17 protein-coding genes are annotated in these 19989 nt (G+C 53.3%); 12 read left to right on the top strand and 5 right to left on the bottom strand.

The window, feature by feature from the left end:
- Entirely contained in the window at nucleotides 1-789 is a 789-nt protein-coding gene (locus L1F29_RS25585; RefSeq protein ID WP_258384855.1) for a phytanoyl-CoA dioxygenase family protein, read from the top strand.
- A 457-nt stretch (nucleotides 790-1246) separates the two neighbouring features.
- Nucleotides 1247-2269, top strand: a complete 1023-nt coding sequence (locus L1F29_RS25580; protein WP_258384854.1) for a metallophosphoesterase — start codon at nucleotides 1247-1249, stop codon at nucleotides 2267-2269.
- Nucleotides 2270-2392: 123 nt separating this feature from the next.
- Here L1F29_RS25580 and L1F29_RS25575 read toward each other — a convergent pair whose 3' ends face one another.
- Complete coding sequence (locus L1F29_RS25575) at nucleotides 2393-2803, bottom strand: helix-turn-helix domain-containing protein (RefSeq protein WP_258384853.1); 411 nt, start codon at nucleotides 2801-2803, stop codon at nucleotides 2393-2395.
- A gap of 186 nt (nucleotides 2804-2989) precedes the next feature.
- Between L1F29_RS25575 and L1F29_RS25570 the strand changes: the two genes are divergently transcribed.
- From L1F29_RS25570 to L1F29_RS25550, 5 genes are all read left to right on the top strand, one after another.
- Nucleotides 2990-3745, top strand: coding sequence for a phytanoyl-CoA dioxygenase family protein (locus L1F29_RS25570; RefSeq protein WP_258384852.1), 756 nt, complete (start codon nucleotides 2990-2992; stop codon nucleotides 3743-3745).
- Between the two features lie 104 nt (nucleotides 3746-3849).
- Nucleotides 3850-4632 carry an SDR family NAD(P)-dependent oxidoreductase gene (locus L1F29_RS25565; protein WP_258384851.1) on the top strand — a complete coding sequence of 261 codons (783 nt, stop codon included), beginning with the start codon at nucleotides 3850-3852 and terminating at the stop codon, nucleotides 4630-4632.
- 248 nt (nucleotides 4633-4880) lie between these two features.
- On the top strand, nucleotides 4881-5426 hold the full coding sequence (locus L1F29_RS25560; protein ID WP_258384850.1) for a hypothetical protein: 546 nt from the start codon (nucleotides 4881-4883) through the stop codon (nucleotides 5424-5426).
- A 32-nt stretch (nucleotides 5427-5458) separates the two neighbouring features.
- Complete coding sequence (locus tag L1F29_RS25555; RefSeq protein ID WP_258384849.1) at nucleotides 5459-5941, top strand: PH domain-containing protein; 483 nt, start codon at nucleotides 5459-5461, stop codon at nucleotides 5939-5941.
- Nucleotides 5928-7493 (top strand): PH domain-containing protein, encoded by a 1566-nt coding sequence (locus L1F29_RS25550; protein WP_258384848.1) that lies wholly within the window; start codon nucleotides 5928-5930, stop codon nucleotides 7491-7493. Before L1F29_RS25555 ends, L1F29_RS25550 begins: the two co-directional genes overlap by 14 nt.
- Before the next feature lie 115 nt (nucleotides 7494-7608).
- Here L1F29_RS25550 and L1F29_RS25545 read toward each other — a convergent pair whose 3' ends face one another.
- From L1F29_RS25545 to L1F29_RS25530, 4 genes are all read right to left on the bottom strand, one after another.
- Nucleotides 7609-8772: a LamG-like jellyroll fold domain-containing protein gene (locus L1F29_RS25545; RefSeq protein WP_258384847.1), complete on the bottom strand. Its 1164-nt coding sequence runs from the start codon at nucleotides 8770-8772 to the stop codon at nucleotides 7609-7611.
- Nucleotides 8773-8890: 118 nt separating this feature from the next.
- A complete protein-coding gene (locus L1F29_RS25540; protein WP_258384846.1) occupies nucleotides 8891-9802 on the bottom strand; it encodes a helix-turn-helix domain-containing protein in 912 nt (303 codons plus the stop codon).
- A gap of 399 nt (nucleotides 9803-10201) precedes the next feature.
- Complete coding sequence (locus L1F29_RS25535; protein ID WP_258384845.1) at nucleotides 10202-11224, bottom strand: ParB/RepB/Spo0J family partition protein; 1023 nt, start codon at nucleotides 11222-11224, stop codon at nucleotides 10202-10204.
- 1302 nt (nucleotides 11225-12526) lie between these two features.
- A complete protein-coding gene (locus tag L1F29_RS25530; protein ID WP_258384844.1) occupies nucleotides 12527-14125 on the bottom strand; it encodes a sensor domain-containing diguanylate cyclase in 1599 nt (532 codons plus the stop codon).
- Nucleotides 14126-14352: 227 nt separating this feature from the next.
- Between L1F29_RS25530 and tyrS the strand changes: the two genes are divergently transcribed.
- The 5 genes from tyrS to L1F29_RS25505 all read left to right on the top strand — a co-directional run bounded on the left by tyrS (nucleotide 14353) and on the right by L1F29_RS25505 (nucleotide 19975).
- Nucleotides 14353-15645, top strand: coding sequence for a tyrosine--tRNA ligase (gene tyrS, locus L1F29_RS25525; protein WP_258384843.1), 1293 nt, complete (start codon nucleotides 14353-14355; stop codon nucleotides 15643-15645).
- A gap of 215 nt (nucleotides 15646-15860) precedes the next feature.
- Nucleotides 15861-17441: a spore germination protein gene (locus tag L1F29_RS25520; RefSeq protein WP_258384842.1), complete on the top strand. Its 1581-nt coding sequence runs from the start codon at nucleotides 15861-15863 to the stop codon at nucleotides 17439-17441.
- Nucleotides 17442-17454: 13 nt separating this feature from the next.
- Entirely contained in the window at nucleotides 17455-18546 is a 1092-nt protein-coding gene (locus L1F29_RS25515) for a GerAB/ArcD/ProY family transporter (protein WP_258384841.1), read from the top strand.
- Entirely contained in the window at nucleotides 18543-19754 is a 1212-nt protein-coding gene (locus L1F29_RS25510) for a Ger(x)C family spore germination protein (protein WP_258384840.1), read from the top strand. Before L1F29_RS25515 ends, L1F29_RS25510 begins: the two co-directional genes overlap by 4 nt.
- Nucleotides 19751-19975, top strand: a complete 225-nt coding sequence (locus L1F29_RS25505; RefSeq protein WP_258384839.1) for a hypothetical protein — start codon at nucleotides 19751-19753, stop codon at nucleotides 19973-19975. Before L1F29_RS25510 ends, L1F29_RS25505 begins: the two co-directional genes overlap by 4 nt.
- Nucleotides 19976-19989 lie beyond the last annotated feature (14 nt).

Raw genomic sequence — 19989 nt, 5'->3', positions numbered from 1 at the left:
ATGAGTACAACAGGGCAAGATTTGGGCCAGTTAAAGAAAGCATACGACAAGGACGGATACGCGGTATTCCGCGGCGTGCTGGACGAGGAGCTCATGCGGGAGGCGAAGGCGCATATCGAATGGCTGATCGCCAAGTACCCCGAGAAGCGGCCGGAGCAGATGTCGCATGATCTGGTCGCGAACGACCCGTTCTGGGTCCGATTGATTAGCGACGAGCGGCTGCTCGATATCGCGGAGCAGTTTATCGGACCGGATATCGCCTTGTTCGCTTCTCACTATATCAGCAAGCCTGCCTATGACGGGCAGCCGGTGCTGTGGCATCAGGACGGCAGCTATTGGCCGCTGGAGCCGATGAACGTCGTCACCTTATGGCTCGCCGTCGACGACTCCGTGCCGGAGAACGGCTGCCTGCGGGTTATACCGGGGACGCAGACGATGTCGCTGCAGGAGATGAAAAGGAATACGCAGACGGCCAACGTGCTGGAGTCCGAGGTGGACCCGGCGCTGGTTGAGGAATCCAAGGCGGTCGACCTTATTCTGAAATCCGGCGATGTGTCGGTGCATCACCCGAATATTATCCATGGCTCCGAGCCGAACCATTCGCCCATGCGGCGATGCGGCCTGACGATCCGCTACATTCCAGCCAGCACGAGGATCACCGTTCCCAACTGGTCATGCGCGTTTCTTCTCCGGGGGGAGGCCGTTCCCGGAATCAACACCTATGTGAAGAAGCCGGCATTCAAGGCGGGCGAGCACATGGCGTTCCGCGGCAGTGAGAAATGGATCTAGATCGAAGCGCCGTATTCAGGTCTCGTTATTTTTGAGTGGCATAGTTACATTTCAGTAAAGGACCTCAAGGATTTCATGTCGCGCTGCATGCCCAATGGCATTGCGACATGACTGTCTTTGAGGTTTGTTCTGTTTTCTTAACCTGACCGCTTCCTTGTCGGGCCAGTATGTCTTGTTTAACGAATTCCGCGTGAGACGCATGAATAGGTTGACATCAGGGCGCTGCGCAATACATGCGGATTTGCGAGGAGGCGAATAAACGATACGTCTCGCAGCAATAATGAGAGGATGCCGGGAAATCGGAGCCATGCATGCTCCCTTTTTCAACCTTATAGAATCTATAGGTTTAACGACGTACTCATTTCTATAAGGTCTAAGGGCAGAAACGAATTTCGCTGCCAGAGGACGACGATAGCCGTTTCTTCCTGGGAGTCGACATAAGGAGCGTGCCGGTAACGTGGCAATCAGAGCGGAGAAAATGAAGAAATGGCTTGCTATCGTCGTGATAACGGGGATCCTATTCGGATTGGCAGAAGGGCGGAGCTTTGCGGATGATAGTGAAAGCGGAGCGGGGAAGGCAGATTACGAGGCGGATCGGTATGATTTTTCATTCGTCTGGATGTCGGACACTCAATATTATTCGAAGACGTTTCACCGGTATTTCCGGGATAATGTCGCCTGGATTCGGGATAACCGCGACAAGCTGAAGATCCGATACGTCATGCATACCGGGGACATCGTGGACGAGGGTGACAAGATCGGACAATGGATAGAGGCCGACCGGAACATGAAGGTACTGGATGACACCGGCATTCCTTACGGCGTGCTGGCCGGCAACCACGATGCCGGCCGGATTAGCGGTTACGACCTTTACCGGAGAGGGTTCGGGGAAGACCGGTTTAAGCATCGGCCGACATATGGCGGTTCCTATCAGAACAATAGGGGGCACTTCGATCTCCTTTCCGCGGCCGGCCATGATTTCATTATCGTTTACATGAGCTGGAGCTTTGGAGACGCGGAGATCGCCTGGATGAACCAGGTGTTGAAGCGGTACCCGAACCGGAAGGCGATGCTGTGCTTTCATGAGTATTTGCTCGTCTCCGGCGAACGGTCACCGATCGGAGATCGCGTGTTTGAGAGCGTCGTGCTTCCCAACAAGAACGTGTTCGCCATCTTGTCCGGACACCATCATGACGCGGAGATCAAGATCGATCCGGTCGACGACGACGGCGATGGCAAAGCGGACCGCAGCGTTTATCAAATGATGGCCGATTATCAAAATGCGGTTGACGGCGGACTGGGGTATATAAGGCTCCTGCAATTCGATGCGCGGAGCGGCAAGCTTCACGTCAAGACATATTCCCCGACGCTCAACGATTACAACTATTACGATCCGATTGCATACCCGGGAAAAGATGAATTTACACTCGACCTCAATCCGGATTTGACGCCGACCGCGGCAAGCGTTACAACCGATTGATCCCAAGCGAGGCAGCACTTGGATCGGTCAGATCTTACGGACTCCCTTGAAGGCTCGGAGATCCTATATTAAATTCGAGATGCGAGCCGATGAGGCTGCGCATCTTTTTTGTGATGGGATTTATCAACTGCCAGTGCCGTCAACCTGCTTGATCTGCTTCAAAATATCTCCGCAAATCTCAACGCATTCGGAGCATATCCGCACCCCTGGACCAGCAATAATGCGCCACGCCTGTTCTGGATGCTTACCGCAAAACGAACACTGCTGCCCTGCACTCACCCGATATGTATAAGAAGGAGAAGTCACTTCCAAACCTATTCTTGTCTCGAAGCCATAATATAACGAATCAATGGAACAATTGAACAACTCGGAGAGCTTCGGCAGCAATGTTATGTCGGGTGTCGCAAGTCCAGTTTCCCATTTGGACACGGCTTGTGCTGTAATCCCAAGTAAATCTCCTAACTCCTGCTGGGTAAATCCCCGTTCAAGTCGCAGCGTTCGTATGCGTTCATTCATTTTATATGTATCCCACATAGCACTCACCCGCCTTTGCTTAGGTTCCTTTACAAACATGATCGCATAGAAGCGGATCATCGACAATATAGGCAAAGTTGAGATCTATTCAACCAACGGTTGAAAGGCAGTTATAGGTTCCGTTTCCTTACGTAAGCATGTAGAATGGAGGTAGCTTGGCGAACTTTACGATGTGGAGGTGCAATTGTGCATTTGCTAACGTATGAACAGAAGAAGTCCATGATGGATAACGGGTATATCCATATTCCAGGGGTCGTTCCGAAAATTATGGTGGATCACGCGGTACGTCACATCAATCATTCGCTTGGACAAGGGATGAATGAGAGTGATATCATCAAGTTCCGATCCCAATCCTACTGCCCGGAGCTTCAAGGCAAGCCCGTAATTTCTGACCTGTATAATAAGACGCCGGTCAAGGATCTGGTGGCGTCTCTGATCGGTGAAGGGAAAGCGCTCCCGATTAACGACGGGCAAATTGCACTGCGCTTTCCCACGATGCAGGATCCGCCGCATGCGCCTGTCGCTCACCTGGACGGAATGTATACGCCGACCAATGGCATGACGAAAGGGACCATCGGCAATTTCACGATGCTGGTTGGCGTTCTGTTAAGTCCGGTGCAGCAAGCTTATGCGGGGAATTTCACCGTTTGGCCTGGTACGCACCATCTGTATGAACAATACTTTCGCGAGCATGGGCCGGAAGCGCTCTTGAATGGCATGCCGCCGGTTGCGATGCCGCAGCCGCTCCAGACGACAGGAGAGCCGGGGGATGTGTTCCTCGTCCACTATCAGCTGGGCCATACGGCTGCGCCCAACATAGCGTCATTAACACGCTACGCGATCTTTTTCCGGGTGAAGCATGTGGATGTGCAGAAGGACTGGAAAGCTCCGATGACCGATATATGGCTCCACTGGCCAGGTATCCGCGAGATTATGGCATAATAATCGTATTGGAAGGACAGCGAAGAACCGAACGATTCGCTTTCGTTTATTCGACCTCGTAGGATAAAGAGTACGTGCAGGAACCAGATAAGGAGGAAGCAAGCATGGATCTCGGGTTAAAGGGCAAGACGGCGATTATTACCGGGGGCAGCAAAGGCATCGGTCTTGCTACTGCGCTCGTTCTTGCGTCTGAAGGGGCTCAGGTGGCTATCGTGGCTCGCAGCGTGGAGCCGCTGCAGAAGGCTGCAGAGCTGATCGCAGAGAAGACGGGGGCGGAAGCCCTGATTATCGCGGCTGATGTCACATTGGAGGAGGATGCCCGCCGCGCGGTGACGGAAACCGTAGAACGCTTCGGCGGCGTGGACATACTCGTTAACAACGCCGGGACATCGGCTGCGCGGCCTTTCGAAGAGGTGGGATCCGATGCGTGGGATGCCGATTTGGATTTGAAGCTGTACGGTGCGATTCATTTTTCGCGTTTGGTCGTCCCGCATATGCGCAAGGGCGGATCTGGCGCCATCGTCAACGTGACGGCAATCGGCGGGAAGGCGCCGGGCGCCTCTTCCTTGCCGACCTCCGTCAGCCGTGCCGCAGGATTGGCGCTGACCAAGGCGATGAGCCAAGACTTGGCCTCGGCGAACATTCGCGTGAATGCCGTCTGCATCGGGTTGATCCGGAGCGATCAGATCGAGCGGATGTGGCGGTCTAGCGCCCCCGAGCTGACATGGGAGCAATTCGAAGTCGATCCCCGGTTCGCCATCCCGCTGGGGCGGATCGGCAGGACTGAGGAAGCGGCGAAGGTCATATCGTTCCTCGTCTCGGATGCGGCCTCCTATGTGACAGGCACCTCTGTCAACATTGATGGCGGCAAGTCAACGGTACTGTAGCAGAGTGAAACGAAGAAGGCTTCTCTACTGCGAGCGATGAACGGCGGGGAAGCCTTCTTTGTGCGACAAAATATGGAAGCGCAAGTCTCTGTGAAACTTGGCTTGCTTATATTTCTAAAGGGATGAAACTCGTTCGCCGTCATAGACGGCGTTTGCCGTTTCTTCTTGGTGATTTACTGACGGCTCTCGGCGGAATGGATTACTGCAATAATCGTATGGATGATAGATAGCAATAGGGGGGGACTGGAATGAGACGGGGAATAACGGGATTCCTAGCTTCATTCGTTCTCATTGCCTTGCTGGCAGGCTGCTCTAATAATAGTAACGCGTATGGGAGTCTGGAGGCGGAAGTGGTTGAGGGCGATCTTGGCAGCAAGGCCTATATCGGCGTTCCTTACGAACGCCTTCTTTATTCCAAGACTTCGAAGACCTTTGCATGGGAAGAGGAAGAAACGGATACGGGAATCAGCAGCGATATACGGGATCGGTATGAGAAGCTAAAGAATGCGGCACCTGGCGGATATGTTGTCGGGGAGACTGCTGATGATTATTTCATATGCATTAGCGTCGAAGAGAAGTCATCGCCTAGAGAAGGGTTCGCGATCGAATCCTTATCCATACTTCAAGATCATGATCGGGAAGCTGCAGCTCTTCACGTCAAAGTAAGGCCTACCGAGGATATACATATAGCGTCCTATGAAGGCAACGTGTTTGTCACCTCTCTTGTCAGCATAGCGAAGAAGGATTTGCCCATGGATGCTCGAATGAATGAAATCACGATGACGGGCAGTTAGGTGAAACGGATATCAGGGGGATGGAATTAAAGATGGAACATGAACAATTAACGAGTCGGATCGACGAGAAAGCACTTCGTGCATGGCGCCTATCCGGATGGATTTCAACGGGGATCTATGCCCTCATTGTGCTGGCGCTGTTAATTGTAACGATAAAGTTCGATTGGCCGATATGGATTCCGGCTGCGGCGCTTGCGCTGGCTTGCCTGGGCGCCTACCTGGAAATCAATCTAATTCCGAGATTGAGGTACAAGCAGTGGAGATACGCGGTTACGGAGCATGAGATAGAGCTGCACCATGGCATCTATTTCCGTAAGCGGACGCTTATCCCGATGATACGCATTCAGCATGTCGACTCCAAGCAGGGGCCGATATTGCGGGCCTTCGGGCTGGCTACGGTGACTTTCTCCACCGCGGCGGGCAGCCATCAGATTCCGGCACTGACAGAAATCAGGGCAGACGAGGTACGGCGGCAAATCGCCCGGTTAGCGAGGATATCCGATGAAGAAATCTGAGAACGGAGTCCCAGCAGGACAGTGCCGGTTACATCCCGTTTCGCTGCTGTTCTTTATTGTCAAGACAGGGAAGGATCTGGTCTACCCCTTAATCGTCTTCTTGGTCTCAACCGTGTTCCGGGAAGGAGTCAATTGGCTGTGGGTAACAGGAGGCGCCGTGTTATTCATGCTCCTTCTTTTTTCGCTTGCTTGGTTGAATTGGTATCGCTATGTCTACGCGGTCGACGGAAGCTCCTTGTACGTCGAGCATGGCATCTGGGTGCGGAAGAAAGTATGGATATCGGGCGACCGTGTCCAGTCGGTTGATACGACGGCAGGTCTTCTTCACCGGCCGTTCGGCTTAGTAAAGCTGCAGGTGGAGACCGCGGGCGGCAAGAAGCCGGAAGCGGTTCTAACCGCGATCTCGACGGAGGAGGCGGAGCGTATCCGCGCCGTCCTTAAACTGCGTAAGCCTGGAACGGGTATGGAAGGAGCCGGTGAGGGGGGCGCGAATGAGGCCGGTACCGTCCTAGAGAAGCTTGATGAACAATCTGCGGGGGAATCCATATCGGCTGCAGGCGATGCTGCTGTGTCGAACCCGGGCATTGCTTCCTTGCAACAGCCGGTCACGAAGGCAAAGGCCGTCTTGCCAATGAAGGAATTGCTCATATACAGCTCCACATCGGGACAAATCGGGATTGCGCTGGCCGTGCTGGGAGCGGGGTTCTCCCAGCTGGACAATGTGCTTGAAAATTTCAATGTGTGGGATAAGCTGGAACACTACTTGGGCGCTGTCTGGTATGTATGGGGGACGGTCATCGTGCTCGTGCTTGCTTGGGTGATTGCCTTTATCGGGACGGTGCTGAAGGAATACGGGTTTACGCTAATCTTACAGGACGATAAGCTGATCATAGAACGAGGGCTGCTGGAGCGCAGGCAGGTGACGATCTCGCTTGACCGCATTCAAGCGATCCATCTGGTCGAGAATGTGCTGCGAAGGCCGCTGGGCCTGGTCAGTGTGCGTGTCGTTACCGCAGGATACAGCGGGGGCAAGGAAGGGCAGACCGGGCTGTTGTTCCCGATTGTACGCGCCGCGGAGCTGGACGGGTTTCTGCAGCAGTTCGCGCCGAAGTTCAACGCGCCCGATTCATGGGCGTCTCTTGAGCCGCGTGCGCTGCGCAATTATTTGCTTATCCCGGTATTGATAGCGGCTGCAATTGCCGTGATTGCGATTGTGTGGAGCCCGTATCAGCTGGGCTGGATCGCGCTGGTTCTGCCCGTCGCTGCCGGCTATTGGAGCTGGCTGTGCTTCCGGCAGGCAGGCTGGTCGGTCGCAGAGCGTCAGATTGCGATCCGGTATGGCGGTCTATCCCGGCAGCGTGCGCTTATTCCGAGGCAGCGCATTCAATGGCATGAGGTAAGGCAATCGCCGTTTCAGTCGCGGCGGGAACTGGCTACGCTGCGTGTCGCGCTCACTTCAGGAGCAGCAAGCGCAACGTTCCGCGTACGGCACGCGCCGGCCGGTGCGGCGCGTCAATTATCCGCATGGATCTCTGCGCGCAAGAGAAGCTAGAGAGAGAGATATTCAATAGGAGGCGGGCTGCATGCAAGGCTGCATGCGGTCAGCCTCCTATTTCTTTATGAACGGCCGTATTGGGACAAGGGAAGCTTGCCTAATTCGAAGTGGACTAGGTTTGGCTGCGGCGATAGGCTGCGAGCAGATCTTCGACGGGGATGCCGTCGATCGTCATCCCTTGCAGATTGCATCGCTGAATGGAGAGGCCGCTAAGATTGCTGTCGCGGATCTCGCTTTCTTGAAGATCGCAATTCTCGAACAAGAGCGGCCGCTGCCGGCTGCCTTCCACATATGCGGGATGCCCCTGCGGCGGCATGCCGATATTATGAATGTAGGCTCCGCCCAGTTGAGCGCCGTTAATCTCGAGATCGCTCAGATTGGCATCGCTGATTATGCTTGCGCTGAAGTTGGCATTGTGAATGCGCGTCCGGTGGAGGTCGACGCATTCCATCGACAAGCCGGGGAGAGATACTTCGTGAAATTTGACCTCTTCGGCACGGCAGTTCACGAATACGGAGTAGGCGAAGTTGGTATTTTCCACCCACAGCTTCTGATTGGGGCTGCGCTTATGCTTCCATTCGACCTGCTCCGATCCGGTCTTGGCCTGCTGAGCGGCGGCAGCCAGAGCTGCGTCTCCCCAGCCGTTCTCCGTGTAGAGGGCGATGATCTCCTCATCGGTAAGCGGACGGTCATAGATTCGGATGTCATCGATCGCCCCTCTGAAGAAGAAGTGAGGCTCGTCCGTCGCTTTACGTCCGATATAAAGCGGCTCATCGACATTCGGCTCGAAGCCGCCGGCCTTCTCGGACATCAGAATGCCGTTGCGGTACAGCTTGTGCATGCTGCCGTCAAATACGATAGCGTAGTGTTCCCAATGACCGGGTTTCACGGGCTCTTGGATATAAACATCGGCCGATTGGAAAAAGCGGTGCCAGGTTACCTGATCCTGTTGGGTACTGAGCTGAAACACACGCCGCTGGTGATGCCCGTCCTGCGAAACAATCGCATTGTTCCATCCTCTGAAGCTGGCGTCGCGTCCGTAACGGGCCCAGACGGAGAGCGAGAACCCGTCCCGGTTCAGCTTGGGAGCGGGTTGAATCACGATGTAGTCGTCCATTCCGTCGAATTCATAGGCGCTATCCGGATTGCCGAACCGGTCGGCGGTCGGAACCGCGCCGTGTATCTGCCCCTCGTATATACCGGAGCTGCCGGTGTCTCTGCATCCTTCCTGGAACAAGAACTCGGCGATCAGTCCATTGCGCAAGGAGTCGGTCATAGGTGTCATTACCTCCTCTATAAGGATAATAATAGAAATCTCACTCAATTATAACAAACATATGTTCGTGTGTAAATCAAATTGATGGCTGCCTCCGGCGAAGGCAGCCATCAATTTGTTACGTCGAAACGGGATTGCGTCTAAATTGAAGCACAAGCTGATTGAGCTGTTCCTGCGGCAGGAAAGGTGCCAGTCCCGGCAATATTTCCGGTGAAAGCGAAGCGGCTTCGATTCGTCCGACAGCCTGGACCAAGGCGGCTTTGTCGAGAAACGGCGCAAGTCCGATGATTTGCCAAGGCTCGGGAACGGAATCCATAGCCTGCGCGACCAGCCGGGATAATGACGAACGGTCGACGAAAGGGGCCAAAGCCTGCAGCGTTCCCCAATCCACGCTGTTTTCATCTGCGTGCAGGAGCAGCCGCTCCAGCAGATCCCGGCCAAGAAAGGGGGCGATGCCTGAGAGCTGGCTGACATCGACAGGAGTTTCAACGACTTTGTCCACCAGCTGCTCCATAGCTGATCTTCCTACGAAGGGAGCCAGCGCGTTCAATGCGGGCCAGTCCAGATCGTCTTCGATCTGCCCGATCATCGTCTCCAGCGTTTCTTGGTTTAAGAAAGGGGCCAGACTCATGATATGGTTCCATGTCATAGATTGACGCCCGGTTGAAGTCTCTTCGGCGGCGGCGGAGGATGCCGGGAGCGCGGTTGATAATGGCGAGAGAGGCCCTGCAAGCGAAGCAGCCGCATCTTCTTCAATAGGCGCTTCCGGGCTGAGTTCAAGTTCAAGCTCAAGTTCATTCAAGGGCTCCTCTGCCAGGCCCGACTGCTCGCCGTTCAACAGCTCATCGACGGTAATATCCAGCAGCTTGGCCAAGCCCGGGAGCATGCCGATATCCGGCAGCGACTCGCCGCGCTCCCACTTGGATACGGCCTGGTGGCTGACGTTTAACAGCGCAGCCAGCTCCGCTTGGGTGTAGTCCTTTATTTTTCTTTGTTCCGAAATGAAAGCACCGATTTTCCGTACATCCATAATGGCACTGCCTCCTGGGAATGGTTTTGCAAAACCGCGCGATTTGCTGCATTCAACGTAACATAGGTACAGGCTGAAGCCAATCAGCGGATGGTTGAATCGGGTTTCTCCCGCTTTAATGGATCATTCAACCTGCCGATGAAACCTTGCAGAACCTGATTCAGCTTGAGGTTTCAAGATTCGGATGAAAGATGTGCAAGTTCGGTTCCGCGAATTCAATCAGTGGATAAAATGATTGCCGATCCTGGCTGTGTTAGCCGATTCAACCAACAGTTGAATCGGCGAATGCTCGGTGCGCCAGTTAACGGGCCGGATATTTTCAAGGCAGAAGGATGCAAAAGTGAGCAAGGACTGCTCCATGTCCGGCGATACTGGGAGCAATCCCTATAATCGAGTTGTTTATACGCTAACGTTGGAGGAGGAGGAGCCGGCAAGCTCCTTGATCTTCTTCCATTCCTCCAGATGGTTCTGAAGATTCTGGATAAGCTGATCGACATCATGCTCGAAGCTTACCCGATCGGCTGGCAGAATAGCTTCATGAGTGAGCATAACCTCGGGAGATAAAGGGCTGTGAGCCGGAATAGCAGCCAGCAATCCCTTAAGCGTGCTTTCCAGGGATGAAGCGGCGGATTGCTTCGGCGCCGCCGCGGCTGCCGCCTGCTCTTGCTTCTTCTCTTTGACGGCCGCTGCCTTGGGCGCTGCTGGCTTCGCGCGTTCCGCCCGGTTCTGTTCATATACCGACCAGGTTTCCAGCAGATCGCGCCCTGATTTGTACAGCAGCTTGTCCTTCGTGCCGCTTGAAATGTCTTTATCCTTGAATAAGCGGGAGATCTTCTTCACGTCGCTTACAGGCAGCTCGTCTCTGGCTATAATCATGGCCAGCGGATCCCGGTGCTCCATCGGCAAATCTTTAATAGGGAGGAGCTGCTCCTCCGTCAGCCGGCCCTTCTTGATTTCCGTACCGCCGACAATCAGCTTCTTGACCGCCTGGCCGAACTTCAGCAGCTCGATTTTATTTTTAATATAGGCTTCCGGCTTGCCTAATTTGCTGGAGAGATATTTGGTCGAGCTGGTAAACTTCGGATCGTTCAGCAGCTTGTTGAAGGCTTCCGCCTCCTCGATCGGGGAGAAGCCTTCCCTCGTCAAGTTCTCCGCAATCTGCTCCAAATAGATGTCCAGCTCGTTCGTTACGGTGGATACGATGCATGGAATCTTGCGAAGGCCGAGCGTCTTGCAAGCCTTGTAGCGGCGGTTGCCATAAATGATCTTATATCGGCCGCCATCCATCGTCCGCACTTTGATCGGAGACAGCAAGCCGATTTCCTCAATACTTTGCATTAATTCCTGCAGAGCCTCTTCGTCAAATTGATAACGGGGCTGATCGGTATCTTCATCGATTAAATCAAGGGGTAGTTCTATCATGTCCATATGTATTCTCCTAACGTTCGATATGATCGGCAGATCGAGCGGCCGGTGGGGGACTATTCTATTATATAACACCGGCGCAAGTCATGAATATGGAGACGCCGGGCTTTCGATGGGCCATTCATGCAGTACATGCCAAATCGCAAATAACCGCTCATATGAGCGGCCTCAATTAGCTATGGAAACATCCCTTTGCAGAAAACCCAAACGGCGGTTTGGCGGAAAAATACACGATAGCGCAATCGTTTTTTAGCTTTTTACTACTGTGTAGGCTGCGCGGAAAGATTTTTAATGTCCTTCGAACCAAAGAAGAACAATGTGACAAGGATAACGACGATTATTAATTCCGAAAAATTTTCTCCATCAAAACAGGCTCCATTATTACCCCCCACACCGATCACCCTTCCTTTATTTCTCCGTTTTGCTTTTGAATGCTTGAATAATTTCGTCTATGGTCATGTCCCCGTTATCGTTTAGAAATCGTATCATTTTATCGACATTCGAATTATTCATTTTTGTCAGTGTTGTATATTTGCCAGTCAGGCTGACAATCATAGTGGCTTGTCTAAATAATTGTACAGCGTCGACTCTCAACTTTCCCGTCAAAAGGAGAGCGGCAACGATAATCTCCAAATTGTTGCCTTGAAGCGAATCGAATAGGGATCGATTATTGCTCGGTTTATTATTTTTTCTGTTCGAGGGCGTCTTCGCTTTGTTTTTATCAGATGAGGCCATGATAATCCACTCACCTCTTAGTGGCATCATATGACAGAAGGGGCGATTATGTGCTCTCCTGATAGCGAAAAGGCATCGTTGCGGGATCCGAAGTCCGGACCGGTTCAACGACACATCGAGTCCGGTAGCGGGTGAGGGTATTCAATGTTGCGGACATAGAAGACCTTAATGTTTCAAACAGAATTATTATGCGAACATTTGCGGACATTGGTTCCGTTAGCAGAGCAAAATTCTATGAATCGGAAGCGTTCTGGCACTAATAACGGCCCTCATGTCCGCAACTCTCGCAAAAGCCGCTGAAAATCAAAAATAACGGATCTGATGTCCGATCCCGGATACCTAACCATTAATGATTGGCTAGAAGCGCGGCAGCTCAAGAAAAATGCCCGAAGAAAGGGCCGCCCGTTTAATTTGCAGACGGCCCTGTATAACGGGGCTTTATAATAGAATCGCCGGATCGGTTGATCGGCCGGGGTAGAGATGAAGCTTCAAAGGCTGGACTTCTGAACGGCCGATTTATTGAAGACCAGTATCAACTGGCATCACGCGGAATCTGCGCTTGTCTCACCTGACAAGCTCAGGGGCAGCGACGACGATCCTGTTCCGGCCTTCATGCTTCGCCGTATACAGAGCTGTGTCGGCAAGCTGAAACAGCTTATCGGCATTGTCGGCGTGCAGCGGATATTCTGCGATGCCCAGAGAGACGGTTACCGGCTCGCCGCATGGACTTACGGCCCTTTCCATCGTCCTGCGGATATCCTCGGCGATCTTCAGCGTCGTTTGGCTTGCGGCCTGCGGCAGCAGAATAACGAATTCTTCTCCGCCAAACCGGCAGCAAATATCGCCGAGCCGGACACAATCGCTCATGACGCGGGCAAGATGCTTCAGAACCTCGTCCCCGGTCTGGTGCCCGAAGCGGTCATTTACCGATTTGAAGCGGTCGATGTCGAGCACGATAAGGGAGAAGGGCATACCTTGAACCAGCCACGTCCTCATCGATTCTTCCAGCATTCTGCGATTGTACAGCCCGGTCAATTGATCGGTCGCCGCGGCCAGCGAAAGGCTTGCCTTCTGCCGTTCAACGGATTCGACCGCAAGACTCATGATATGGCTGAGCTGGTTCGCCTCTTTGTTCCAATGCGGGGTGAAGTCGTTCTTCGAAACAGCATCGCCATCCGACAACCGCGCAGCCAGCGCAGACAGCTTCACGAACGGCTTAGCCAGCTTAATGGCGATGAAGATCGCCGCAGCCATCATAAGGAGGACGGGAACAAGCATGTTAAGCAGCTGCTCCCGGACAAGCAGAGTCAATTGCCGGTATACGGTCGATTCCGGCGTCTGCATGATGACGCCCCAGTTATTCTCCGCGACTGCCGAGAATCCGGCCAAATACGAGACGCCGCGGGTGTTCACGACCTGCTCCATGCCGCTTTCGCCGCGGGCCAGCTTCTGTACGACATCATTGCCGCTGACATCCTCGCCCAAGCGGGAACGGTCGGGATGGAAGATCAGGTCCCCTTGAGGGCCGACGATGTAGAAATAGGATCCCGTTTCATTGTCGGTATTCAAGCCGAATATGTCATAGATGACATTCGCTTCCTGAAGATAGATCGTTCCGCCAATGAATCCGCGGTAGCGGCCTTCCGAATCGAATACCGGCTCGGTCATGAGCACGATGAGCCGGTTGGTCGTCCCAATGTAAGGAGCCGATAGATAGGGCTGCTGCAAGGCCAGTGCGATCTTCGAAGCAGGCGTGGACAGCGTTTGCCCGGCTAAGCCGATGGATGAGGGCGATACGGTATGAATCAGCCCCGTCTCATCCGCCCAGAAAAGCGAGTTGAAATAATTGCTGCTGCCGCGGATGAGATCCAGCTCCGCTAGAATGACCGATGCCGATTTATACGTATTGGCCGACATATAAGAAGCGGTCGATTTCAAGCTCTGCTTCATCGCTTTGAATAAGGAGTTTATCGTATCGCTCATTTTTGTCGCATTGACATAATTAAGCTCGAGCGTTGTATTCATTAACGTCTTCTTCTCCGCCTGGTAGGATACGAAGATGAGTATGAAGGTCGAGAACAGGATGGAGAACGTTACCAGCAGAGGCAGCATAACCGTCAGACTGATTTTCTTTTTGTTTCTGATAGACTGGGTGCGCAGCATAAGGTGTACCTGCTTTTCATGAATTTGTCATTTCAAATTTCGACATAAAATTACAAAATCCTCTCGAAATGAACGGCCTTCATCAGAATATAACGTTCATGAAAGCAGGCTGCATGGATGCCCCGGATTCGATATGAATTTGCCTCATAGGCAATAAATTGACACGATGACGCGAAAAAGGGTATAAATGAATCAAATTTTATATCCGATGTGAGGAGTAATTTTCAATGACGAATGAAGCCGTAAACGCAATAAACGCCGATTTGCTGGACGATCTGGAATATCGGGGTCTAATCTATCAAATCACCGACCGCGACGGTCTGCTTAAGAAGCTTTCAGACGAGCGCATTGTTCTATACTGCGGCTTCGATCCGACGGCCGACAGCCTCCATATAGGCAGCCTGCTGCCGATTCTCTGCTTGCGCCGGTTCCAGATGGCCGGACATATTCCGCTTGCTCTTGTCGGCGGAGGCACGGGCCTGATCGGCGATCCGAGCGGACGTTCTACGGAGCGCTCCCTCAATACGACGGATACGGTGGCCCAGTGGACCGACAGCCTGAAGCGTCAGCTGTCCCGCTTTCTCGACTTCGAAGTGGACGAGAACCCAGCCAAGCTGGTCAGCAACTACGATTGGATTGCGCCGCTTGACGTCATTACGTTCCTGCGCGATGTGGGAAAGAACTTTACGGTCAATTACATGCTGGCGAAGGATTCCGTCGATTCGAGACTGTCGCAGGGCATCTCCTTCACCGAGTTCAGCTACATGGTTCTGCAGGCATATGACTTCCATAAGCTGCACGAAGAATACGGCTGCTCGCTGCAGATCGGCGGAAGCGATCAATGGGGCAATATTACGGCCGGTCTGGATTTAATCGGGAAGATGGGCGGAGGCCATGCCATCGGGCTGACGATGCCGCTTGTTACGAAGAGCGACGGGAAGAAGTTCGGCAAATCGGAGAGCGGCGCAATCTGGCTCGACCGCAGCAAGACGTCCGCTTACCAATTCTATCAATTCTGGATCAATACGGACGATAACGATGTCATCAAGTTTCTGAAATATTTCACCTTCTTAACCCGCGAGCAGATCGAGGAGCTGGAATCCGAGCTTAAGAACCAGCCGGAGAAGCGTGCCGCGCAGCGGGAGCTTGCCCGTGAAGTGACCAGGCTTGTCCATGGCGAGGATGCCGTCGTTAGCGCGGAAAAAATTACGCAAGCGCTGTTCTCCGGCGATGTGACGCAGTTAAGCGAAGACGAGCTTGTCGAGGCGCTGCAGGATATGCCGACGACATTGCTGGACGAACAAGAGGAGACCGGCTTGATCGATCTCCTTGTGGCCGCAGGACTTGCGCCTTCCCGCCGCCAAGCGAAGCAGGATATCGAGAGCGGAGCCGTGTATGTCAACGGCGGTAAGCAGAGCGGGATCGACTCGGTCATCAAGGCGGATCAAAGGCTGCACGGCAAGTACGTCGTCTTGCGCCGCGGCAAGAAGAATTATGCCTTGGTGCGTTACGGATCTTAGATCATCATAACGGTGCACCCCCGCGGAAGCGCGCAGGGACGAGAGACAATAGCCAGTTGTTATTCAGAGAGAAGAGCCGGTTTCCCTTCCGTAAGGGAGGCACGGCTCTTTTCTTTTTCATTCCATGCGACGGGGTGGGCGTCACCTTGGAACAAGTAAATAATTTTCCATAAATTTGGTCAAAATAGAAGCACTATCCAACAGGGGGCGAGCCTATGCGACATGTCATGCGGCGGTTCAAACAACGCTCTGAAGCCCGCATCGATCAGAATGGCGGCGGGCAAGCAGACCCACGAGGGCAGCAGGCCAAGAAACAGCCCCTTACGAACAACTTGGACCATAATGTCCGCATGCTTCAAGAATGCTACAGCCAATGTGCCGATGCTGTATTCCGCAGGTTTAAAATAGGCGGGACGTTAAGCGCCGTTCTGTTATATCTGGACGGCTTTGTGGACAAAGAGCAGATCGGCGAGTTCGTGCTCGCCCCGCTTATGCAGAGCAGCTTGTCGATTTCCGATGGCATACCGAGCTTGATCGAAGCGATGCTCCCGGTTACGGAAGTGAAGCTGTTAACGACCCTCGCCGAATGCGACGAGCATATTCTGCAAGGCAAGCCTGTTCTGCTGATCGAGGGCGAGCGGCAGGCGGTTTCCTTGGGCGTAACGAAGCTCGAGAAGCGAAACATCGAGGAGCCTCAAGCAGAGTCTATTGTCCGCGGCCCCCGCGAAGGATTCACCGAAACGCTCTCGGTCAATCTAACCTTGATTCGCCGCAAAATCCGCAGCTCCAAGCTGAAGATGCACGCACTTCACCTTGGAGATTACACAAATACGGAAGTCATTCTTTCCTATATCGAGGGAATCGCGGATCCGAAGCTTGTGGAAGAAGTGAAATCGAGAATCAACAGAATAAAGATCGACAGCGTCCTGGAAACGTCCTATATCGAAGAGCTGATCGAAGACCAGCCGTATTCGCCATTCCCTCAGTCGCTCGCTACGGAGCGGCCGGATGTGGCCGCCGCCTATCTGCTTGAAGGCAGAATTGTTCTCATCGTTGCCGGAACCCCCTTCGTGCTCATTGTTCCGATCACGTTATTCGCATTATTGCAATCACCGGGCGATTATTACGATCGATACCTCTATAGCACGCCGATACGCTGGCTGAGGTATGTGTTTCTTGGCATTTCGATGCTTCTTCCTTCGTTGTATGTGGCGATCCTGTCTTATCACCAGGAGATGCTGCCTGCCGCTCTCTACTTCAGCATCGCTTCCTCGAGAGAGGGGATTCCATTTCCGGCGATTGTCGAGGCGCTTATCATGGAGATTGCCTTCGAAGCATTGCGGGAAGCGGGCGTCAGGCTCCCGAAGCAGGTGGGATCTGCGGTTAGTATCGTCGGGGCACTCGTGATCGGCCAAGCCGCAGTCGCGGCGGGCATCGTATCGTCACCGATGGTGATGGTTGTCGCCCTTACAGGGATTGCATCCTTCATGGTGCCTTATTACGCGATCGGGTTTTCCTTTCGGCTGCTGCGGTTTCCGATCATGCTGCTGGCCGGCATGCTTGGATTGCTAGGCGTAATTATGGGGATTATCGCCATTGCCATCCATCTCTGCTCGCTGCGCTCCTTCGGCGTACCTTATATGGCGCCGCTTGCGCCCGTAGTCTCCAAGGATATGAAGGATGTGCTGGTCCGGGCCCCTTGGTGGAGGATGCTCACACGCCCCCGTATTGCAGGAAGGATGAATGAATATCGAGAAGCGGCGAACTTGAAGCCATCGCGTAAGAAGCCGGAATAGGAGGCGAAGCTAAGTGCTTGAAAAAGGAAGGATCAGTCCGCTGCAAATGGGGATGATCATGTATTCGACCGTTACGGCCACCGCGATTCTGTCGCTTCCGGCCATTACGGCCATGCATGCCGGCAGGGATATGTGGCTGTCTCCGATTTGGGGGCTGCTTAGCGGTGGAATCAGCATCTTTCTTGCGATTATGCTCGGCAAGAGGTATCCGCAAGAAACGGTCATTGAATATAGCAACCACATTCTGGGCCGTATACTCGGAAAGCTTGTCGGTCTGATCTACCTGTTGTTCTACATCCATCTGTCCAGTCTAATCCTGAAGGAATATGGTTATTTTCTTGTGAACAACTTTTACATGCGCACCCCTATCATCGTAATCATAGGCAGCTTCGCGCTGCTCTGCGCATTCAATGCCCGCGGCGGGATCGAGGTGATCGCCAGAACGGCTACTTTATTAACGCCGATTGCGTATCTCCTGCTCTTCGCTACGATCGTTCTCATCACGCCAAAGATTCAACCGCAGCAGATGCTGCCGATGTTTGAGCATGGAGCGGGGCCGTCGCTTAGGGGTTCCATCTCGGTCCAAGCATGGTACAGCGAGTTTTTTTTGCTGTCATTCCTTCTTCCTTATATGCACGACAAGCATTTGAAAGTGAAATCAAGCATGGTCGCCCTGCTAGCCGTCATGGTTACGCTTGTTCTTGTTAATATGGCATCCCTGATGTTCATGGGGAGCGAGGAATCCGGACGCAACGTCTATCCGCTGCTGGGCATAACGCGATCGATAAGCGTCGCCGGTTTTTTTCAGCATCTGGAATCGCTGGTGATGTTCTTCTGGGTGGCAGGAACCTTTATTAAATTTTCCATGTTCAGCTATGTCTCGATTATCGGGACGTCGCAATGGCTGGGGCTTCCGCGTTATCAGCCGCTGGTGATGCCGGTTGTTTTCCTGATTGTGGTGATCAGCCAATGGGGAGACCCGAGGCTTCAAGAGTTAATAAGGTTTATGGATGTGTCGCTTCCCTCTTATTTGCTTGTTCTGCAGATCGCTGTTCCTGCCGCTTTGCTGCTGATTTCGCTCGCAAGGAGGAAGATGGCCGGATGAACGGTGTTTGGCGAATATGGAAAGGAGGAGCGCTGCTGCTTAGTATAAGCCTCCTTGCTTCTCTGCTGTCCGGGTGCTGGGATCGGGTAGAGGTGAACGATTTGGCAACCATTACCGCAGTCGGTATCGATCAGAAATCAGATGATTTGATTGAGCTGTCCGTTCAAATCTTTGCCCCTTCTCAAAGCGGGGGATCCGGTTCCAGCATGGGACAAGGAGGCCAGCCGGGCCAGACTCCGGCTACGATGGTCGTCTCTGCTTCCGGCGTTAATTTTGCGGCCGCAGTGGCGAGCCTTCAAGAGAAGGTGCCCCGGCGATTATTTTGGGGCCAGAGCGAGGTGCTCGTTATCGGACAAGAGGCCGCTCGCAAAGATGTCCGCGGACATCTGGATTATATCTTTCGCGTTCCTCAAATCCGTGCCAGCACCCTTATCTATATCAGCCATAAGAAGGCGAAGGACGTTCTTGCATTAATGCCGCAGATTCGAAGAAGCTCGGCCAAAGCGCTTGAGGATTTTGAAGGGATCAAGGTGGGGCTCGCGCTGGAGCTGGGCAAGTTCATCATCATGCTTGCCCGTTCGAAAGGCAGTTCGGCCGCCCCTGCCATTGATATTCTACCGCCATCCCCAGGCCAGAAGCCAAACCAGACCCATCCGGTTCTTGTCGGCAGCGCCGTGTTCCGGGAGGGCAAGCTGGCCGGATTTGCCGATAATAATATTACCCAGGGCATTCTCTGGCTGCGGAATGAAATCAGATACTCGACCACGACCGTGAAGCCGGACGAGGAGGAAGGTTACATTTCCGTGCGCCTCATTCGAGGGAAATCGAAGATTGCCCCGTCGATTAAGAAGGACAGCTGGGAGATCACGGTCAAGGCCGATGCCGATTATCTCCTCATTCAGAACACATCCAAGCTGGATGTGTTAAGCCGGAAGGAGACCCGGAAATTGGAGGAACAGTTAAAGCGCGAGATTGAGCAGCGAATGAACGAAACGCTGCAGCTGGTTCAGAAGGAGCTGAAGGCCGATATATTCGGCTTCGGGGAGGCCTTTCACCGAAAGTATCCGAAGAGCTGGAACAAAGCGAAAAATCGTTGGAAAGAGCTTTATCCGCAAGTTAAGGTGAACTACGAGATTGCACCCCATATGGTAAGTCCGGGCAAGCGCACGCTGCCTGCCGGATGGAATGAAGACGAGGTGAAACGATGATCATCGTTAAACTGCTGGCGATCACGTGCGCAGCCGCATTCATTACTTTGGCAAACTGGCGGGGGATGAAATATTGGAAGGAGAAGGCTGCGTTCCTCATGATTACGTCGGGAGGCTGGCTGATTGCCATCCTCCTGATCTGCTTCCCGAATATGAAGGGACCGTCGGAGTGGATATCCATGATATTCAAGCCGTTGGACCTGCTGCTGCATAAGTTATAGCACGAGTGATACAG

Origin of the sequence: Paenibacillus spongiae, assembly GCF_024734895.1 — a bacterium.
In the GTDB taxonomy this organism is placed as follows: Bacteria; Bacillota; Bacilli; order Paenibacillales; family Paenibacillaceae; genus Paenibacillus_Z; species Paenibacillus_Z spongiae.
Note: the sequence above shows the minus strand (reverse complement) of the source record. Positions and strands in the feature narration are given on the sequence as shown.